This is a genomic window from Brevibacterium daeguense (assembly GCF_021729135.1).
GTDB classification, from domain to species: Bacteria; Actinomycetota; Actinomycetes; order Actinomycetales; family Brevibacteriaceae; genus Brevibacterium; species Brevibacterium daeguense.
Window position 1 is genome coordinate 1 of the sequence record NZ_JAJTWW010000023.1, and the last position, 19,096, is coordinate 19,096.

Consider the following 19,096-nt stretch of genomic DNA (forward strand, 5'->3'; position numbering starts at 1 on the left):
AGGCTCCATCCGTGCCAGCGCATCACGCACGACAGCCACGTCGTCGTGACCAGCCAACTGCAGTGATTCGATCATGTGTTCTATATTAGCAAGACCGACGGAGACAGGGAATACCCGAACGGGAGGATTCCTGAAATCCTGCCGCCAGGCATGTCCCCGCCTGCCGGGCATCTCCCCGCCTACCGGCACCGACGACGACAGGGCCCGGGTACCGATATCGGTACCCGGGCCCTGGTTGCCCTCATCCTGGAAGCGCAACCCTGAGATCAGCTGTCGGCAGACTTCGGGCTGTCAGCGAATTCCGGATTGGCGGCAGCCTGCCTGGATCAGTGCTGCGACAGCTCGTGGCGGCCGACCACCATGTGGTGCACCTCGTCCGGGCCGTCCGCGAAGCGGAGGTGACGCACGTCCGCATAGAGCTCAGGAAGCGGCGTAAACTGCGACATGCCGTAAGCACCGTGGATCTGGATGGCCTGATCGATGATCTGGCAGGCCTTTTCCGGGACCTGGGCCTTTGCCATCGAGACCCACACGCGGGCTTCCTTGTTGCCCAGCACGTCCATAGCCTTGGCCGCCTTGAGCACCAGCAGGCGCATCGACTCGATGTCGATCCGCGCGCGCGAGATCTTCTCGAGGTTTCCCCCGAGCTTGGCCAGCGGCTGGCCGAACGCAGTCCGCGAGGTGCCGCGCTTGACCATGTAGTCCAGGGCCACCTCGGCCTTGCCGATGGTGCGCATGCAGTGGTGGATGCGACCGGGGCCCAGTCGCACCTGCGAGATCTCGAAGCCGCGGCCTTCGCCCAGGAGCATGTTGGACTCCGGGACCCGCACGTTGGTGAAGCGCATGTGCATGTGGCCGCGCGGGGCGTGGTCCTCACCGAAGACATGCATGGGGCCGACGATCTCCACGCCAGGGGTGTCCATCGGAACCAGGATCTGCGAGTGATTGCGGCTGCGGTCGTCGCCGTCATTGGTCTTGACCATCATGATCATGATCTTGCAGCGGGGATCACCTGCGCCGGAGATGTAGTGCTTCTCGCCGTTGATCACCCATTCCCCGTTCTCCAGGACCGCAGACGTCTTGACGTTCTTGGCGTCGGAGGTGGCGACGTCCGGTTCCGTCATGACGTAGGCGGAGCGGATCTCGCCGTCGAGCAGCGGCTGCAGCCACTGCTTCTTCTGCTCAGGGGTGCCGACCCGCTCGAGGACCTCCATGTTGCCGGTATCAGGCGCCGAGCAGTTCATCGTCTCCGAGGCCAGCGGGCTCTTGCCCAGCTCGATGGCGATGTAGGCGTAGTCGAGGTTCGACAGGCCCTCACCGGTCTCCGCGTCGGGCAGGAAGAAGTTCCACAGACCTTCCTCCTTCGCCTTGTCCTTGGCCTGCTGCAGGACTTCGAGCTGGCCCGGCGCGAAGCTCCAGCGGTCCTCGTGGCCCTCGCCGAGCCTGACGAACTCCTCGTACATCGGATCGACCGTCTCCGCGATGAACCGCTTGACGTGATTCAGCAGCGGCATCGCCTTCTCGGACATGCGCAGGTCGTTGAGCGCATCCTGCGGATCCGCGCTTGCGATTCCGACTTGGCTCTGGCTTGTGGTTTCTTCTGCGAACTTCATATCTCGCCCTCCTTGGCGTGATCGTGGTTCTCGATTGCTGAACCTGATCGTGGTTCTCGGTGGTGTGAACTTCTTCGGTAAGTCTCTGCTCAGCGTCCGGCGACCGGCACTCCCCCGGCGACGACGCCGTCGGAGGCCAGCCGTTCGACGTCTTCAGGGCTGAACCCGGCCGACTCGAGCACCTCGGCCGTGTGAGCCCCGGTCTGCGGGGCAGGGGCGGGCTGCGCGTACGGCTCGCCATCCGACTCGCCACCCGCCCAGCTGGCTCCTCCACGCGCGGCGAACCGCGGTGCGAGGCCAGGCTGGCGCACGCCGGAATCGTCGCGGTAGAAGACCTTGCGCGCCTGGTTGTGGGCGTCGGCCTCCGCCTCGTCGAAGTTGAGGATCGGGAACACGCAGCCGTCGGTGCCGTCGAAGATCTCGACCAGCTCATCGCGCGTCCGAGAGGCGATCGCCTCGGTGAAGGCAGTGCGGATCTGCGGCCAGGTGTCCTTCTTGCGGTAGTCGAAGGTGCCGAACGGACCGGGCATCCTGTCCTCAATCCCGAGGCTGTCGATGAAGATCTTGAAGAACTGCGGCTCGATGCAGCCCACGGACACCCACTGGCCGTCCTTGGTCTCGTAGCGATCGTAGAAGGGCGCTCCCGAGTCGAGCATGTTGGTGCCGCGCTCCTCCTGCCAGTCGCCGGTCGCGGAGAAGCCGTGCATCATCGCCCACAGGAGGTTCGCGCCGTCCACCATTGCGGCGTCGACGACGGTGCCCTCTCCGGAGGACTTCGCTCGCACCAGGGCGGCGAGCATTCCGATGGCCAGCAGCATGCCGCCGCCGCCGAAGTCGCCGAGCAGGTTGGCGGGGAACTGCGGGCCCTCACCGGCGCGACCCAGCTGGTGGAGGACACCGGAGGAGGCGATGTAGTTCATGTCATGGCCGGCCATGTTCGAGCGCGGACCCGTCTGGCCGTAGCCGGTGATGCGGCCGTAGACCAGCCGCGGGTTGAGCTCCAGCAGCTCATCCGGCCCCAGGCCGAGGCGCTCGGCGACTCCCGGCCGGAAGCCCTCCAGGCAGCCGTCGGCGCCGGCGACCAGCTTGCGCACGACCTCGACACCCTCGGGCTTCTTGAGGTCGACGACCAGCGACTTCTTTCCCCGGTCGAGGACCGGGCTGTTGGCCGAGTCGAGCTCCGAGGGACGCTGCAGGCGGATGACCTCGGCGCCGAGGTCGGCGAGCACCATCGAGGCGAAGGGGCCCGGCCCGATGCCTCCGAAGTCGACGATGCGCACTCCTGCGAGCGGTGCGGGCGGCGCGGTGGGGGTGGACTCTGCTGCGGCCATGATGTCTCCTCCATGGTTCAATGGCGATGCTCCGCGGCTCCGCGCGGACTTCCGGTGGGCCGGACCCGACGCGTCTCTGCGGCGACCCCGTTTCCAGCACGTTACCGAACACTTGTTAAGTTGAGACTAGAGTGCCGGGCCGGAGTCCGCAATACTGGGAGCCTCGAAATGGGGCGGCCACAACCGGGCAAGGCAGTTCCGCCATACCCCCCGACGAAGTTCCGCCACACCGCCAACAACAGTTTTCAGCGAAGGAAGTGCAATGTCCGAGGTCTTCATCCACAAGCCCGAGATCCGCTGGTCGGACCAGGACATCCTCGGCCACGTCAATAACGGCCGCATCGTCACCCTCATCGAGGAGGGGCGGATCAACTGGCTGGTCGGCATGCGCGGCAGGGACTCCATCGGTGCCCCGAAGCTGGCAGTTCGCCTGGAGCTCGACTACAAGAAGCCGGTGCTCTACGGCCCCGAGCTGACCCTGGAGCTGCGGATCGCGCGGGTGGGCAACACGTCATTCACCATCCACACCACCGGAATCCAGCAGGACGAGGTCGTCTTCGAGGCCCTCAACGTCATGGTGACCGTGGAGCCGAAGACCTTGAAGCCCACGCCCATCAGCGAGAAGGACAAGGAATACCTGCGCACCTACATGGTCGAGGAGAAGGCTTCCGCCTGATTCGGCTCACCGGCCGAGAGTCGCCGTCCAGCCGACACCGACTCACCGACTGACCCGGCTGACTCACCCGCCCATCAGCGGGCTCTGCGGGAACGGCAGCAGCTCCTCGATCGCCGCGCCGACGGTGAAGACCGAGTCGTCGGCATAGGGATGCCCGACGATCTGCACACCCACGGGCACGCCGGTCGGACCGACGCCGCTGGGCACGGCGAGCACCGGGTGGCGATTGGCGATGTTGAACGGCACCGCCATGTGCGCCTGCCAGTAGAAGTCGAGCTGCCCCGCCGGCCGATCGAGCGGCTCCAGGTAGTCCTGGCCCGCCTCCAGCACCGCGATCGCCGAGGTGGGGGTCACCAGCACATCGAAACCAGCCATCGCAGCCGCGATCTGCTGCTGGATGCGACTCTCCATGAGCAGGGAGTCCAGCAGACTCACCCGCTCCGCGTGAGCACGCGTGTATTCGACGAACCGCTGCGAGTACGGCTCCAGCAGGCCGATGTCGCCGCCTGCGGCGCGCAGCATGTTCGCGGCGGCGAGATGTCCGTAGTGCGCACTCGAGACCTCGTTGACCTCGGCCAGGGACAGGCCGACGTCGACTTCGACCACCTCGGCGCCGGCGTCGGCGAGCGCTGCCACGACCGAGTCCAGCCCGGCGAGCACCTCGGCGTCGACGTCGTAGCAGCCGAGGTCGCGGGAGACCGCGACTCGCATGCCGGCGACCCCTGCCGCGCCGGTGAACTCGGTCGGCAGCACGTGCGCCGGCCCGATCGTGACGTGATCTCGCGGGTGCGTGCCGACGATGAGGTTGGTCGCGAGGGCGGAGTCCGCGACGCTGCGGGTCAGCACGTGGTCCCCGCGGTACCAGTCCGCGTTGAGCGGCGGCACCGCCGGCGTCCGGCCGTAGGGCGTCTTGAACCCGACCAGCCCGGTGAACGCCGCGGGGATGCGCGTGGACCCGGCGATGTCCGAGGCGGTCGCCAGCGGACCGAAACCGGCAGCCACGGCCGCCGCCGAACCACCGGAGGAGCCTCCGGGGGTGAAGTCCGGGTTGAACGGATTCCGGGTGATCCCCCACGCGGCGGTCTGGGTGAACGTCGCGCAGGAGAACTCCGGCGTCGTCGTCCGGGCGAAGGGGATCGCTCCGGCAGCGCGCAGCCGGTCGACGATCGGGTGGTCGGCGTCCGCCACCGCACCCGCCAGCGCGCGCGAGCCGCGCGTGGCAGACATCCCCTCGACATCGTGCAGCTCCTTGACCAGCAGCGGCAGGCCGAGCAGCGGAGGCAGCGGCCCATCGACCCCGCGCCCGAATGACTGCGCCGCGTAGACCCGCGCCGCCTCCGCCGCCTCCTCCCGCGCCGGCTCCCCCATCACGTCGATCACCGCGTTGACCGTGCCGTCGAGGGCCTCGATCCGCTCGATGAGCGCGTCGAGGTAGTCGACCGGGGAGAGCTCCAGCGAGCGGAACGCGGACAGCACTTCCATAACCGTCATGTGATGCAGGTCTCTCATGCGCCCAGTCTGCCACGGGACGATACGCTTGGTGCACGAGGGAGGCGGCAGCACGCAGGGCCGGGACGATCGCATGGACTTCGAGGAATCAGCACGCAGGCGCGCTCGCCACGTGACCCTCTTCCTCGACGTCGACGGGGTCCTCAACTCCTTCCCCGTCACCGGCCTGCGGTTCCTCCGCGAGCGCCGCAGGCGCGTCCGCGCCTGGCACTACGAACTTCACTTCCGCCCCAGGATCATCCGGCTCCTCGAACGCCTTGCCGAACGACGCCAGGTCGACATCGTCTGGCTGTCGACGTGGTCGCAGCGGTGCCGCAGCGAGCTCGAGCCGAAATTCGGGTTCCGCAATCGGTACCCGATCATCCCCATGCCCGACGACTCCTACAACCGCTTCGCCAACGATCCGCACACCTGGTGGAAGGCCATCGCGGTCGAGGAGTGGCTGGCGGAGAACTCGGATGCGCGGGCGATCTGGATCGATGACGATCTGGCGGCGCCGGTCACCCGCGACTACTTCTCCACCAAGTACGCGGGCCGGCTGCTGCTGATCGCCCCCGAGTTCTCCCGCGGGCTCGGGGAGGAGCACTTCGAGGCCATCCGCGCCTTCAGCCACCCGCGCTTCACTCCCCTCTCCACCGTCGCCCTGCGTCCGCGGGCGCTCGTCCGTCTCAAGCCCGCGACGCGAAAGCCGCCGGCCTCGACGAAGGACAGCACCCGGAACATCCGTGAAAGGAAGAACGAATGACACGCCGCGCCCGCCCTCTGGTCGGCTTCATCGACTCCGGTCTGGGACTGGTCGACTTCGCCGACTCCTTCCACCGGCTGCTCCCCGAGGCCGACCTGCTGCTGTCGATGGATCCCGATTGGATGCCCTACGGCGCGCTCGAGCCGGGCGTCGTCGCCGAACGGATCATCGCCTCGGCGGACGTGTTCGAGCCCTGGGAGCCCGATGCGGTGGTCATCGCCTGCAACACCGGCTCTGTGCACGGCCTGGCGGCGCTCCGGCAGGTGCTGGAGCCGGACGTGCCCGTCGTCGGCACGGTGCCGGCGGTCAAGACCGCGGCCGACTCGAAGGTCCCCTTCGCCGTCTGGGCGACTCAGGCGACGACCGCCAGCGACTATCAGCGCGGCCTCATCGACGCCTTCGCCGCGGAGGCCGAAGTCCATGCCGTCCCCTGCCCCGGCCTGGCCGAGGCCATCGACGCCGCCGATCTGGCAGCCGTCGACGCCGCGATCGACGCCGCCGTCGCCGAGACCCCGGACCACGTCGAGGCGATCGTCCTCGGCTGCACCCACTACGGGCTCGTCGAGGACCGGATCCTCGCGCGCCGGCCGAGCACCTCGGCACTCCACGACTCGCCGGTCGCGGTGGCCCGGCAGACGCTGCGGCGCCTCGGCATCGATCCCGATGAGCGTCCCCCGGCACCCGCCGAGGCGCCGGCCGGCCGAGTACTCGCGACCTACATGTCCGGCCGCCGGGCCGCCCTGCCGGACACCCTCGACGCCTATCCGGCCGGCGTCCGGCTGCGCGCCATCGAATCCCGCGGCTGAGCAGGTCCGCTTGGGGGTCCACTGAGCGGGTCGGCCGCGCGGTTCACCGGCCGTTCATCGAGCGGGCCGGTGCGCGGCCGGACCACTCCCGAATCGGCTGATGTTTCATCCGTCGTTAACTGCTTCTGCCGATTCCTCGGCAATAGGGTGGTCGGGTAGCATCCCCACCCCCCTCAGCCCGGAGGATCCCCCTCGCCATGACCGGCCCCACCGCGGAGAAGCTCCCCAACCTGTACAAGATCGACCTCGAGATCAGCCGCCCCGGCGTGGACACCTCGGCGAACTCGATGGCGACCCGCCTCGACGCCGCGAAGAGCACCTTCGCCGGCGACGCCTGGATCGGCGGTGAGTCCGACCAGTTCGGAGGGGAGATGACCCACGAGATCGGCCAGCTCGACATCTCCGCCGACATCGCCAAGTCGGAGATCCCCGACCAGCTCGCCGGGGAGCCCCTCGAGGTCGAGCCCCTCGACTGGCGCGCCCGCTGGAGCCGATGATGGCGCTGGCAGCGATCAACATCCCCGCGATGACCCGGCTCATCGAGCAGCTGACCACCGCCAAGGACGACATCCGCGGCGACATCCGCGGATTGTCCCGCGAACTCCAGGACCTCAAGCTCAGCTCCGCCTTCTCCGACAGCGCCGACCGCGTCTGCGAGTGGATCGACGAGCGCATCCCCGACCTGCAGCGCCGCCTGGCGCTCGCAGAGCACATCGAACGGCAGACCCCCGGCCTGCAGTCCGAGGTCGTCATTGACGAGGGAATGCTGCCGACCGCAACTCCTCAGGAGGCCCGCCGGGCCGCCGGGCACACCGCCGAGGCGATCGCGGCCTACCTGGACAACGGGCCGGCGTCGGAGATCCCGGTCGAGGTCCTCGACCATCTCCGGCAGCACGCGGGCGACCCGTACTTCGACGCGCAGCTGGCCAAGCAGGTCTCCCCCGAACAGCTCGCGGAGTTCGTCCGCCGGCTCGGCCAGGGTCGGGACCTCCTGACCCCCGATCCGTTCCGCGGCGCGGGATACGGCCCGCCGGGCACACCCACTGCGGCTGAGCAGGAGGCCCTCACCGCATTCGACGAGCAGTACGCGCTGATCGCGGAATATCTGGGCCGCAGCTACGGCAACTCCTCGACGCTCACCGCAGAGCTCGCCTGGACGCAGGAGCAGCACTCGGACTGGACCGCCCAGTTCTCGCCGCAGGGGTACGGGATCAGCGACAACGCGCAGGCGCTCGGCTGGCTGATGACCTTCGGATCGTGGGATCCGGGCGTCGTGAAATCCACGGTCGAGCACATCTACGCCACCGAGCAGCACACCGGCGACGGGCCGAGGACCTGGCAGGGCGACGGCCAGTTCACGATGCCCGGCGGGGACAGAATGCAGGACCCGCTCGCCGCCGTGCTGACCCAGGCGGCGGGGAACCCCGCGCTGGCCCAGGAGCTGTTCGACGAGCAGGCGGGTCGGGAGATCAGCTTCGGCCCTGGTCCTGCGAGCCCCGGCAATCCGAACCCCGAGGACCGCAGGTACTCGACCGAGGGCCTGCTCGAATACCTCATGCTCCGGCCGTGGCCGCAGGACGAGGGCGAGACGCTGGTGGCCGCCCTGACCGGCGCCATGGGACCGGACGCACCGAGCCTTGAGGCGGGCCAGCGGATCTCGAACCGCATCACCGAGTTCGAGGCGAAGGTCCAGGAGCAGATCGCGCAGGCGGAGGCCGAGCAGCCGTCGAACGGCAGCGCCTGGGTCCACGGACTCCTCGATGCCGCCGGACTGATCCCGGGATTCGGGGAGATCGCCGACGGGATCAACGCCGGCATCTACGTCGTCGAGGGTGATTGGGCCAACGCCGGTCTGTCGGCAGCTGCGATGATCCCGTTCTTCGGCTGGGGAGCCACCGGCGCGAAGGGCATCAAGCACCTCGACAACCTCAATGACGCGCGGCGCGCCATCGACGGCATCGACCTCGCGGCAGATGCCGCGAAGAACCTCGACAACGTCGCCGACGCCTTCAAGGGCCTGGAGCACGTGGGCGATGCCGCCGTCGACATGAGCAGCTTCGGCAAGCGCATCGACGTGTTCGACACCCCGACCGCGAAGGTCGGCACACACATCCCGACGAACACCCCGGGCGTCGAGATCCCGGTCAGGCGGCCCTGGCTCGACGAGATCGGCGACATCGACGACGTCGACGATCTCCTGGACTGGGCCGACGAGGCCGGCGTCACCACGCACACCAAGGCCGACTACGGCTCGGCCGACCACATGGCCGCGGACATGCTCAAGAAGAGGAACTCGCAGGGTGCGAACTTCGACTTCGACACCTGGAAGGCCGACTACGACACGCGCTACCTCAACTCGAAGAAGGGCTATGCCTTCGAGGAGTCGTGGTGGCGGGCCAACGAGGACCGGTTCGGGCCGGAGGGCGATCCGACCTCCAATTGGCAGAACCCCAGGCCCGGGGCACAGGACGAGGGCCTGCCGGTCGCGGCCGGTGCCGACAAGACCGACCCCGCGAGGTACCACTCCAGCGACAAGCGCTACTTCGACGCGGTCAACCCGGAGACCAAGGAGGCCTTCGAGCTCAAGTCCGGTCAGCCGAAGGCCGACTCCGGGCAGCTGGCGAAGGACTCCGCGCTGGCCGAGCAGGGCTGGGACATCACCTACGTCTTCGCCCAGGAGCCCACGGCGAGCACCAAGAGGCGCCTGCTCGACGCGGGCATCAGCTACGAGGTGACGGGGACGACGTTCAAGTGAATCGGACTAGGCTCGAGCACAGCACGACCAACCACAGCGAGCGAACAGGGGGATGCGCGTGAGTGATGACGGGCAGGTCGAGGATCTCGTCGAGGTCCGGCGGCGACCGCCTCGGGCGGAGGCAGAGCAGTACTTCTGGGACTTCCAGGACAGCTGCGCCGAGCGCCTCGACGGCTTCCTCGCAGCGATCGCACCGCGACCGGAGGCACCGGCCTACTCCGTGGAATCCCTCGACGAGATCGAGGCGCTGTACCTCGAGCGCGTACGCACACCGGCCGACCTCGACGACGCCGGCCCCCGGTCCTTCTTCTTCGACGTCTTCCGCTACGTCGGTGAGGTCATCCTCCGCACCTGCGGCGGCGAATGGGAGTGGGAGGAGCTCTGGGAGCAGGGCGGCCCGGGCGCCGGGCTCCCGTTCGTGCGCGTCGACTCCCCGGAGGGCTACCTGCGGGGCGGCACCGTCAACATCTACACCACGCTCACCGGCGCTGCGGGCACCCGCTCGGGACACTACTTCCGCGATCTCACCACCGCCATCCGGAACAGCTTCGGCGACGCGGGCCCGCTGCGCCGATCGTCGGGGATCACCGCGATGGGCGTCGCGGATCCCGCAGCGGTCAACCCCGCACTGCGGGACTACCTCGCCCACCATCAGGGCGAACTCGAGCGCTTCACCACCGCGCTGGCCGAGCAGGGCACGAAGCTCGACTTCACCGCGGAATCGCTCGACCGGCTCGAGCAGGTGCTGCTCGACCGCTACCCGGACAAGGCCGACATCAAGGCCGACTTCGAGTCCTCGTTCGTCCAGCAGGCGGCCCGCTACATCGCCGAGGTGTTCGTCCGGCTGGCGGGCGGCCGGATCGACATCGTCGACCCGGCCGCGCTGACCCGGCGGGTCACGCCCGAGGATTCGCTGCCCTACCTCGAGCACGTGGCGGCGGACGGCACCGCCTCCCCCGCCCTGCCGCTGTCCCAGATTCTTTCGGGAGCGGTCCGGGCGAAGGCGGTGGGACGGTCGAGCACGGTCGAACCGCGCACCGGCGACAAGATCCGCGGGCAGCTCGAGCGCTACGCCGCCTCAGCCCACCCGAACAGCGGCTGAGGGCTGCTCCGGACGCTCCCCTTCCGCCGTGTGCATCCTGATGACTCCGGTGGCCCCGTCGAGGGTGACGGTCTGACCCTCGGTCAGCCGCGTCGTGACCTCGGGGACGGAGACGACGGCGGGGATGCCGTACTCGCGGGCCACGGTCGGCCCGTGCGCGATCGGTGAGCCGGTCTCCGTGATCAGACCGCCGATGGTGAGGAACAGCGGCGTCCAGCCCGGGTCGGTCGTGGCCGCCACGAGGATATCGCCGGGCCGCAGCCGCGCCTCGGACGGCTGGTGGACGATGCGCACCGGGCCGGTTGCACTGCCGGTCGCTGCCGGCACTCCCACCAGGATGTCCGGTCCGTGCTCGGACGGTGCCGCGTCAGGCAGCGTCAGCGGGTTCGTACCGTCCGACAGCAGCAGGCCCGGGATCTGCCGGCGTCGGGCCTCCCGCTGGTGCTCCCGACGCCGGTCGGACACCAGTGTGCGCTGATCGGCACCCTGGGCGGCGGCGACGGCTTCGGTGAGGGTCAGGAACATGATGTCGCCCGGGGCGTCCAGCAGCCCGGCGGCCGTGAGTTCGGCGCCCGCCGCCAGGAGCTGCCTGCGCGCTTCGCTGATCGGGGTCAGCCAGAGAAACTTGGGCAGTTCGCGCAGGCCCGCCAGTTCCCGGGTCCGGTGCAGCAGCGAACCGACGATCCAGGCGCGCAGCGGACGCACCCGCTCGGCTCGTCCGATGAGCTCCCGCAGGGAAGCCTCCGCCTCGGCCGCGGCGCGGGCGAACCTCGCAGACGGAGCCTGATCGGGGTCGGTGACCAGCAGATATCCGGCCAGGGCGGCGAACACCGGCGCAGGATCCTCGGCCCAGCGCGGAGCACCGACATCGATCTCCGCAGTGCCGCGGATCCCGTACTCCGCAAGGAAGGCGGTGAGCCCGAATTCGGGCAGCAGCCCCTGCCGGAAGCGTGCGGCGAGCTCCTCCGGAGCGGTGCTGATCAGGAGCTCACGGTGGGGCGCGGCCGCCCGGGCGACCGACCAGAGCTCAAGATCCATCTGCGTGGTGACGTTGTGGGGCATGCCCCGGAGCACCGCATTCAGCTCCCCCGGGCGGATGATGCCGGTGAGGAGTCCGTTCGCCACGTTCTGGGCCAGCAGCGCGGCCCAGAGCGGAGGCAGCGAGCGCATCATCGGCCCTGTCAGGGCCGGGTCCTGGACGCTGACTGCCGCGCGGATGCGACTGCTCGTGTCCGGCGGGTCAGCAGTCGGCTCGCTGCGCACCCGATCGAGCTCGCGGAATGCGCGCTCCCGCGCCCGGCTCGGCCGAGCAAGGGCCCACAGCGCGCCGACCAGGGCCTTGGGCACCGATGTCAGCAGCAGCCGAGAGGCCGCCCTCCGGGAGAACAGGTGCCCGCCGGGGCGTGGTGCGAAGCGGGGGTCGTCGAGAAGCTTCGCCGCACTTCGCGCAATGGCGGGACCGTAGACCCGGACGATCTCGGGCACCCGTCCTCGCAGCCGCCGGCTGTGGAGGAAGCCGGTGAGGTCCATGAACATCCGCCCGCCGATGTCGACGAGCAGCGAGTCGAGGACCGCGTCATCGGCGCCGACGAGGTTCAACCAGCGGCCGGAGACCTCGCGCAGCACCGACATGCCCATCGGGGTGAGCGGCCGGCGCAGACCCTGCACGTGCCCGACCTCCAGGTAGACACGCAGGTCATCGCGGGCAGGCGGCAGGGGGAAGAGCGTGGTGATCGCACGGGACTGCAGCAGCCAGAGCGTCCGCTCCGCATCCAGCGCCCACTCGACGTCCTGGGGTCTGTCGAAGATGCGCTGCACCCGGAGGCCGGTCGCGCGGAGTCGGCGCAGCTCATCCGGGGAGAGACAGCCGTAGGCAGGCACCGGCCCCCGCTCCGGCAGCACATAGTGGTCGGGGTCCACAGTGCCGTCCACGACGCCGGTGCCCAGGCCCTCCACCGCATCGACGACGGTCTCGGTGCGGGTGCCCGTGAGCGGATTGGCCGTGAACATCACGCCGGCGGCTGCCGGGGCGATCATCCGCTGGACCACGACTGCCATGCTCGGCGGCTCGGCGTCCGCGCTGTGTGCCGCCCGATAGGCGACGGCGCGGTCGCTGTCGAGAGAGCGCCAGCACCTGCGGATCGCGTCGATCAGCTCATCCTCGCCCGTGACGTCGAGGAAGGTGTCCTGCTGGCCGGCGAAACTGGCGTCGGGCAGGTCCTCGGCCGTGGCACTGGACCGCACGGCGACCGGAGGGCTCCCGAGGCGTCGGTAGGCGGCCACGACAGCCGCCTCGGGGATGATGCCGGCACGGTGCGCCTCGGTGGTCAGGCAGAAGCCGTCCGGCACCCGCTCCCCTGCGGAGATCAGGCCGGCGAGGCCGGCGGCCTTGCCGCCGACGAGATCCGTCCGGCCAGGAGGAATCCGTGCAAGGTCGATGACGTCCATGTCCGCCTCCCCGTCAGGCCGCGGACGACGTCCGGCTGACGCTCAGGCGGCAGGAGCCGACCCTCGGGACCCGGACGGCAGAAAGCGGCAGTGCTCCGATGGAAGCCGATGATCCGCCTTCGGTGATCGCGGGTCAACCCCGGCGGCGCTACTGTTGATAGGAGACCGAGACCGGGGGTGCGAGCCCGACCTCCGGCCGCACGGCCCGACAGCACGAGGAAGGTACTTCTCATGTCACTCCCCTTCACCGAATTCCAGCGCAGATCCCGCACTGCCCTCATCATCCAGGGCATCCTCGCGATCATCGTCGGCATCGTCATGCTGGTGTGGCCGGGCCCCTCGGTCTTCGCATTCATCGCTCTGTTCGCCGCCTGGCTGTTCATCGACGGCCTGTTCTCGATCATCGGCTGGTTCTGGCAGAGCAAGGCGACCCGCTCCGCCTGGCAGCTCATCAGCGGCATCCTCGCCATCCTCGCCGCGATCGTGGTGATCTTCCTGCCCGGCGCCGCTGCTTTCGCGATCGTGATCCTCGTCGCGGTCTGGGCGATCGTGGTCGGCATCGTCCAGTTCGCAGGCGCGTTCGGTCTCAGGAAGCTGGGGGCGCGGTTCTGGTGGGCGCTGCTGATCTCCGGCGCGCTCGGCGTCATCGTCGGAATCCTGCTCCTGATGAACCCGGGCGCCGGCATCATCTCCCTGCTGTGGCTGCTCGCGATCTTCCTCATCGTCGAGGGAATCGCCGCGATCCTCCTCGGGATCCAGATCAGCCGGGCGGCGAAGCAGCGGTGAGCTGAGCCCGTCCCCACGTCCGCGTCTACTCCGGCCCACCGTCGTTTGACATATCAAGTGACGGTGGGCTTCAATTCATGGGTGACCACGCACTCTCCGGGCCTGCTGTCGTGGCGGCGCCTCCACATCGACCTCATGCGGTTCACCACCGTCCTCTGTTGACGGTCTCACGCCGGCCCGCGCGCTGACGCCTCCGGTCTGGCAGGCAGCGCTGACGCCCGGCCCGCCGGGCAGCGTTGATGCCTCTGAGCGCACCACAGCACCTGCCGCGCGCCTTCCGAACGCGCCATCCTCGCGCGCCACCTTCGATCCGCATTTCACCGCGCCCGCCGCTTCCGCGGGGCCACCCGCCGGACCTGCTCCGCGAGTCTCCGCCCGCCGCCGAGGCGCGCCACCCGCCACGAAAGACGTCACCGTGCCCAATTCATCCGCTTCATCCAGCTCCACCCACGCCTCCGTCCAGGAGCAGCTCGCCAAGCGCCGCGCCGGACGCAGGAAGGGCCTGATCATCGGCGCCGTCATCCTCGTCGTCGCCCTGATCGCCGTCTTCGGCATCGCATTCCTGCAGCGCGGCGCCGGCGCTGAGACCACCACCCTCAAGATCGCCGACACCGCCCAGAGCGACTACCAGGACGCGATCGTCGAAGTCGGCAAGGAGAACGGACTCGACCTCGAGTTCGTCAACTTCGACGATCCCTACCTGCCCAACACCGCGCTGCTGCAGGGCGAGGTCGACGCGAACTCCTTCCAGCACATCGCCTGGCTGAGCGCCTTCAACACCGAGAACGGCTCCGACATCACGCCGCTGTTCTCGACCAACATCTCCCAGTGGGGTCTCTTCTCCAGCACCCTCGATTCGGTCGAGGACATCCCGGACGGCGCTCGGATCGCGATGCCGGACGACCCCTCGAACTTCTCCCGCGGCCTGTTCATCCTGCAGAGCGCCGGCCTGCTCGAGATCAGCGACGAACAGGGCTTCTACCCCACCGAGGAGCAGATCACCGCGAACCCGAAGAACATCGAGTTCGTCCGGCTCGCCCACGAATCCGTGCAGACCGCCTACGACGACCCGTCGGTCGACGCGCTCGTCGTCGCCACCGACGACTTCGACCCCGCGCTCGGCATCACCACCGCCGACGCCCTCCAGGTCGAGGATCCCGAGGCGCCCTCCTCGGTCCCATACACCATCGTGGTGGCGACGCTGCCGGACCGTGCCGAGGATCCGGTGTGGGAGAAGCTCGAGGAGACCTATCGCGATCAGCGCGTGATCGACGCCTTCAACGAGGAGAAGAACGGCCAGGCCGCCTATGTCGATCGTCCTCGCAGCGAGCTCGTCAACGTGCTCGAAGAGCTCAGCGCCGGCGAATGATGTCTCGCATCGTCCTGTCCGAGGTGTCCAAGTCGTTCACGACCGACACGGGCGTGCACACGGATGCCCTGCGGAACGTCAGCCTGAACGTCGAGTCGGGTGAGATCTTCGGCCTCATCGGCCGCTCCGGGGCGGGCAAATCCACCCTGCTGCGGATGATCAACGCCCTGGAGCGGCCCACCTCGGGCTCGGTGCAGGTCGACGGAGTCGACCTCGCGCAGGTGTCCGGGGACCGGCTGCGGAAGATGCGGCACGGGATCGGCATGGTGTTCCAGCAGTTCAACCTCATGAACTCGCGCACCGTGTTCGGCAACATCGCGGTGCCGCTCAAGCTGGCCGGCTGGAAGGAGGACGACATCGCCACCCGGGTGGCCGACCTCCTCGACTTCGTGGGCCTCGGCGACAAGGCGTTCGTCAAGCCGCGCCGGCTGTCCGGCGGGCAGAAGCAGCGGGTGGGGATCGCGCGGGCGATCGCCAACCAGCCCGACATCCTGCTGTCCGACGAGGCCACGAGCGCGCTCGACCCGCAGACCACCGCGGAGATCGTGGCGCTGCTGCGCAGCGTCAACGAGGAGTTCGGCATCACCATCGTCGTGGTCACCCACGAGATGGACGTGGTCAGCAGCCTGGCCGACCGGGCGGCGATCCTCAGCCAGGGCGAGGTCGTGGAGCTGGGGCCGATCCAGCAGATCCTGTCCAAGCCGCAGCACCCGCTGACCGCCGCGCTCGTCCAGTCCTACACCCGCACCTCGCTGACCGAGGAGGAGAAGGCGGCGCTGCGGGAGGAGTTCCGCGAGCACCGCATCTCCGTGGCGGTGGACGACGCCTTGGTCGAGACCCCGATCCTGTCCCGGCTGGCCCGTGGCCACACCGTCGACTTCTCGATCATCCAGGGCGGCGTCGCGCGGGTGAAGAACCAGCCCTACGGGCAGCTCAGCCTGGCCCTGCACGGCGAGGAGTCCGCCATCGAGGCCTTCGTGTCCGAACTCAGCACGCATGCGGAGGTGACGCGCTGGTGATCGATCTCGCCACAGTCCTGCCCAAGGTGGCCCAGGCCACCGCGGAGACGCTGTACATGGTCACGGTGGCCTTCGTGCTCGCCTCGATCATCGGCCTGACGCTGGGCATCTTCCTGTTCGCCACCCGCCCGGGCCAGATCCTGGGCAACCGGGTGGTCCACTTCAGCCTCAACTTCGTCGTCAACACCTTCCGGCCGATCCCGTTCATCATCCTGCTGGTGGCGCTGACTCCGTTCACCCGCGCCCTGATCGGCACGAGCATCGGCCCGACCGCGGCGATCCCGCCGCTGACGATCGCCGGAGCGATGGGGATCGCACGGGTCGCCGAATCCAACCTCGTCGCCGTCGATCCCGGAGTCGTCGAGGCCGCCGAGGCGATGGGCGCCCGGCCGCTGCACATCCTGTTCGGGTTCGTGGTCCGGGAGGCATTCGGGCCGCTGCTGCTGTCGCTGACGTTCATCTCCATCTCGCTCATCGACGCCACGGCGGTGGCGGGCGCCGTGGGCGGCGGCGGCCTGGGCAACCTGGCCCTGACGTACGGCTACCAGCGGTTCGACTGGGCGGTGATGCTGCTGATCATCATCGTGCTGATCGTGCTGGTGCAGCTTGTCCAGTTCCTCGGCAACTGGATCGCGAAGCGCTTCATCGACTGAGGCACCGCACCACGACCACGACCATGACCATGACAACGACCTCTGCGAGCGCAGTATGGTCGATGGGAACTTGAGGACCGGGCCGGCGAGGAGCCCGGTCAGGGAGGGAATCGCATGAGCAACGACAGCGGCATGAATGCCGAGGACATCGGCACCGGCGCAGCGGCGGGAGCCGGCGGGGCCGTGGGAGCCGGCGGGCGCCTCGGCGGGGCCAGCTCCCTGCTGAGCAGGCTGCCCGGGCGACAGGGCTTCGGCGACGCGAGCCTCGTCACGGCCGGCGAGGGTGCGATCGATCTCAGCGGGGGCAATCCCGACACCTCGCTGCTGCCAGCCGAGCTCCACCGCGAGGCCGCGCGCGACTACTTCGAGGGCGCCGGGTACGCCTCCACCCTCGGCTACGTTCCCGCTCCCGGGATCGCTTCGCTGCGTGCCACCCTCGCTGAGCGGGAGGGTGTGGACCTCGAGCGCATCATCGTCACCAACGGCGGCGCCCACGGGCTGGCGCTGGCCGTGCTCGGCACGCTGGATCCCGGTGACACGATCGTCGTCGACGACCCGGTCTACCCGCTGTTCCTGCGCACCCTGGACCTGCTGACCGGGGTCACGATCGAGTCGGTGGGGGTGGAGGCCGACGGGTTCGACGTCGACGAGCTCGAGGCGAAGCTGGCTCGGGGGCTGCGGCCGAAGGCCGTGTTCACGGTGCCGACCTTCCACAATCCGAGCGGGGCGGTGCTGTCGCTGGAGAAGTCCCGACACCTGACGGAGCTGGCGGAGAAGTACGGCTTCATCGTGTTCGCCGACGACCCCTATCAGGAGCTCGCGTTCCCCGGTGTCGAGGTGCCGGAGCACACCTGGGTCCGCGACAGCGAGCATGTCATGGGCATCCACACCTTCGCCAAGACGCTGGGCCCCGCGCTGCGCCTGGGCTGGCTCGTCGTGCCGACGCATCTGAGCGGGCAGTACGTGAAGATGCGCAACCGGATCGAAGGGCAGACGAGTGGCGTGCTGCAGGAGCTCGCGCAGCGGATCATCACCCGGCCGGAGTTCGCGCAAGTCACCCGGGCGGCCGGAGCCGCCTACGCGCAGAAGGCGCGGACGCTGACGAATGCGCTGCACCGCGAGCTGCCCGGGCAGCTGGAGATCATCGAGCCGCAGGGCGGGTTCTTCCTGTGGGCGCGCTTCCGGGAGCAGGACGCCGACTTCGCCCGGCTGTACGACGCCGCGCAGGACGAAGGCCTGGTGTACCAGCGCGGCGAATGGTTCGGAGTCGGCGAACCGGCCCGCACCAGCGGCTGCCTGCGCCTGACCTTCGCCGCGCCGAGCGTGACCGACCTGGAGGAGGGCGCCGTCCGCCTGGGCCGGGCATGGAAGCGCGTGACGGGGTAGCTGCCGACCGGCTGGCCGGAAGCGGGTGACGGAGTAGCTACTGGCCGTCGTCGGCGGCGCCGAAGATGCGACTCGGGTGACTGTAGGCGTTGAAGGTGGTGCCGCGGTTGAAGCCGATGACGGTCACCCCGGTGTCCCGGCCCAGGTCGACGGCGAGCCCGGACGGCGCGCTCACCGCCGACAGCACCGTAATCCCGGCCATCGCCGCCTTCTGCACGAGCTCGAAGGATGCCCGGCCCGACACCTGCAGCACGGTCCGGCGCAACGGCAGCCTGTCCTCCAGCAGCGCCCAGCCCAGCACCTTGTCCACCGCATTGTGGCGACCGACATCTTCTCGCACCGCCAGCAGCTCTGCCTCAGCCCCGTCGTCGGCCACCGCGAACACCGCCGCAGCATGGACGCCGCCGGTGGCGGTGAACAGCTGCTGCTGCTCGCGCAGCGCGTCCGGCAGCCCGAGCACCGCGCGCGGGGAGATCAGCGGCTCCGGGGGCCCGACCGGGTGCCGGGTCTCCTTGCGGACCGATTCGATCGAGGCGGTCCCGCAGATCCCGCAGGCGCTCGAGGTGTAGACCTGACGGGCGCCGTACTGCTCGCGGTTCCACACGCCGGGGACCAGCTCCACCCGGGCGACGTTGTAGTTGCGGCTGCCATCGGGATCCAGACCCGAGGCGAAGTCGATCGTGACGATGTCGGCCTTCGAGGTGATCACCGCCTCGGAGAGCAGGAAGCCGGCGACGAGTTCGACGTCGTTGCCCGGCGTGCGCATGGTGACGGTGAACTGGTCGCCGTCGAGCTGCACCTCGAGCGGCTCCTCGCCGGCGAGCTTGTCCGCGCGGGCCGTGACCTCGCCGGTGGCGTCGAAGCGGCGCACCCGCGTGCGCACGGTCTTCCGGACCAT

At 69.1% G+C, this 19,096-nt stretch carries 17 protein-coding genes; 11 read left to right on the forward strand and 6 right to left on the reverse strand.

Features of this window, described 5'->3' with window-relative positions; genetic code table 11:
* From LXN01_RS14715 to LXN01_RS14725, 3 genes are all read right to left on the reverse strand, one after another.
* On the reverse strand, window positions 1-258 hold a 258-nt coding region (locus tag LXN01_RS14715; RefSeq protein ID WP_236866335.1), incomplete at its 3' end, for a hypothetical protein.
* A 68-nt stretch (window positions 259-326) separates the two neighbouring features.
* A complete protein-coding gene (locus LXN01_RS14720) occupies window positions 327-1,613 on the reverse strand; it encodes an acyl-CoA dehydrogenase family protein (RefSeq protein ID WP_236866344.1) in 1,287 nt (428 codons plus the stop codon).
* 89 nt (window positions 1,614-1,702) lie between these two features.
* Window positions 1,703-2,944 (reverse strand): CaiB/BaiF CoA transferase family protein, encoded by a 1,242-nt coding sequence (locus tag LXN01_RS14725; RefSeq protein WP_236866345.1) that lies wholly within the window; start codon window positions 2,942-2,944, stop codon window positions 1,703-1,705.
* A 262-nt stretch (window positions 2,945-3,206) separates the two neighbouring features.
* Here LXN01_RS14725 and LXN01_RS14730 point away from each other — a divergent pair, with 262 nt between their 5' ends.
* Window positions 3,207-3,620, forward strand: a complete 414-nt coding sequence (locus LXN01_RS14730) for an acyl-CoA thioesterase (protein ID WP_236866347.1) — start codon at window positions 3,207-3,209, stop codon at window positions 3,618-3,620.
* 63 nt (window positions 3,621-3,683) lie between these two features.
* On the opposite strand, the gene LXN01_RS14735 is transcribed toward LXN01_RS14730, so the two are convergent.
* The gene (locus LXN01_RS14735; RefSeq protein ID WP_236866349.1) at window positions 3,684-5,129 is read right to left on the reverse strand and encodes an amidase; all 1,446 of its coding nucleotides are present in this window, start codon (window positions 5,127-5,129) and stop codon (window positions 3,684-3,686) included.
* Between the two features lie 73 nt (window positions 5,130-5,202).
* Between LXN01_RS14735 and LXN01_RS14740 the strand changes: the two genes are divergently transcribed.
* The 5 genes from LXN01_RS14740 to LXN01_RS14760 all read left to right on the forward strand — a co-directional run bounded on the left by LXN01_RS14740 (window position 5,203) and on the right by LXN01_RS14760 (window position 10,537).
* Complete coding sequence (locus LXN01_RS14740; protein ID WP_236866351.1) at window positions 5,203-5,874, forward strand: HAD domain-containing protein; 672 nt, start codon at window positions 5,203-5,205, stop codon at window positions 5,872-5,874.
* Window positions 5,871-6,680: a glutamate racemase gene (locus LXN01_RS14745; protein WP_236866352.1), complete on the forward strand. Its 810-nt coding sequence runs from the start codon at window positions 5,871-5,873 to the stop codon at window positions 6,678-6,680. The genes LXN01_RS14740 and LXN01_RS14745 overlap by 4 nt, the downstream gene beginning before the upstream one ends.
* A 197-nt stretch (window positions 6,681-6,877) precedes the next feature.
* Window positions 6,878-7,177, forward strand: a complete 300-nt coding sequence (locus LXN01_RS14750; RefSeq protein ID WP_236866354.1) for a hypothetical protein — start codon at window positions 6,878-6,880, stop codon at window positions 7,175-7,177.
* The gene (locus LXN01_RS14755) at window positions 7,174-9,435 is read left to right on the forward strand and encodes a hypothetical protein (protein ID WP_236866356.1); all 2,262 of its coding nucleotides are present in this window, start codon (window positions 7,174-7,176) and stop codon (window positions 9,433-9,435) included. The genes LXN01_RS14750 and LXN01_RS14755 overlap by 4 nt, the downstream gene beginning before the upstream one ends.
* Window positions 9,436-9,493: 58 nt before the next feature.
* Window positions 9,494-10,537, forward strand: a complete 1,044-nt coding sequence (locus tag LXN01_RS14760) for a hypothetical protein (RefSeq protein ID WP_236866358.1) — start codon at window positions 9,494-9,496, stop codon at window positions 10,535-10,537.
* Here the strand turns inward: LXN01_RS14760 and LXN01_RS14765 are convergent.
* Complete coding sequence (locus LXN01_RS14765; RefSeq protein ID WP_236866360.1) at window positions 10,514-12,985, reverse strand: PEP/pyruvate-binding domain-containing protein; 2,472 nt, start codon at window positions 12,983-12,985, stop codon at window positions 10,514-10,516. The two genes, LXN01_RS14760 and LXN01_RS14765, sit on opposite strands and share 24 nt — an antisense overlap.
* Before the next feature lie 231 nt (window positions 12,986-13,216).
* Between LXN01_RS14765 and LXN01_RS14770 the strand changes: the two genes are divergently transcribed.
* The 5 genes from LXN01_RS14770 to LXN01_RS14790 all read left to right on the forward strand — a co-directional run bounded on the left by LXN01_RS14770 (window position 13,217) and on the right by LXN01_RS14790 (window position 18,198).
* A complete protein-coding gene (locus tag LXN01_RS14770) occupies window positions 13,217-13,771 on the forward strand; it encodes an HdeD family acid-resistance protein (RefSeq protein WP_236866361.1) in 555 nt (184 codons plus the stop codon).
* Between the two features lie 415 nt (window positions 13,772-14,186).
* The gene (locus tag LXN01_RS14775) at window positions 14,187-15,140 is read left to right on the forward strand and encodes a MetQ/NlpA family ABC transporter substrate-binding protein (protein ID WP_236866370.1); all 954 of its coding nucleotides are present in this window, start codon (window positions 14,187-14,189) and stop codon (window positions 15,138-15,140) included.
* Window positions 15,137-16,159 (forward strand): methionine ABC transporter ATP-binding protein, encoded by a 1,023-nt coding sequence (locus LXN01_RS14780; RefSeq protein ID WP_236866372.1) that lies wholly within the window; start codon window positions 15,137-15,139, stop codon window positions 16,157-16,159. Before LXN01_RS14775 ends, LXN01_RS14780 begins: the two co-directional genes overlap by 4 nt.
* The gene (locus tag LXN01_RS14785; protein ID WP_336885284.1) at window positions 16,156-16,812 is read left to right on the forward strand and encodes a methionine ABC transporter permease; all 657 of its coding nucleotides are present in this window, start codon (window positions 16,156-16,158) and stop codon (window positions 16,810-16,812) included. The genes LXN01_RS14780 and LXN01_RS14785 overlap by 4 nt, the downstream gene beginning before the upstream one ends.
* A gap of 114 nt (window positions 16,813-16,926) precedes the next feature.
* On the forward strand, window positions 16,927-18,198 hold the full coding sequence (locus LXN01_RS14790) for an aminotransferase-like domain-containing protein (protein ID WP_236866375.1): 1,272 nt from the start codon (window positions 16,927-16,929) through the stop codon (window positions 18,196-18,198).
* A 37-nt stretch (window positions 18,199-18,235) separates the two neighbouring features.
* Here the strand turns inward: LXN01_RS14790 and fdhD are convergent, their stop codons facing one another.
* On the reverse strand, window positions 18,236-19,096 hold the full coding sequence (gene fdhD / locus LXN01_RS14795; RefSeq protein ID WP_236866377.1) for a formate dehydrogenase accessory sulfurtransferase FdhD: 861 nt from the start codon (window positions 19,094-19,096) through the stop codon (window positions 18,236-18,238).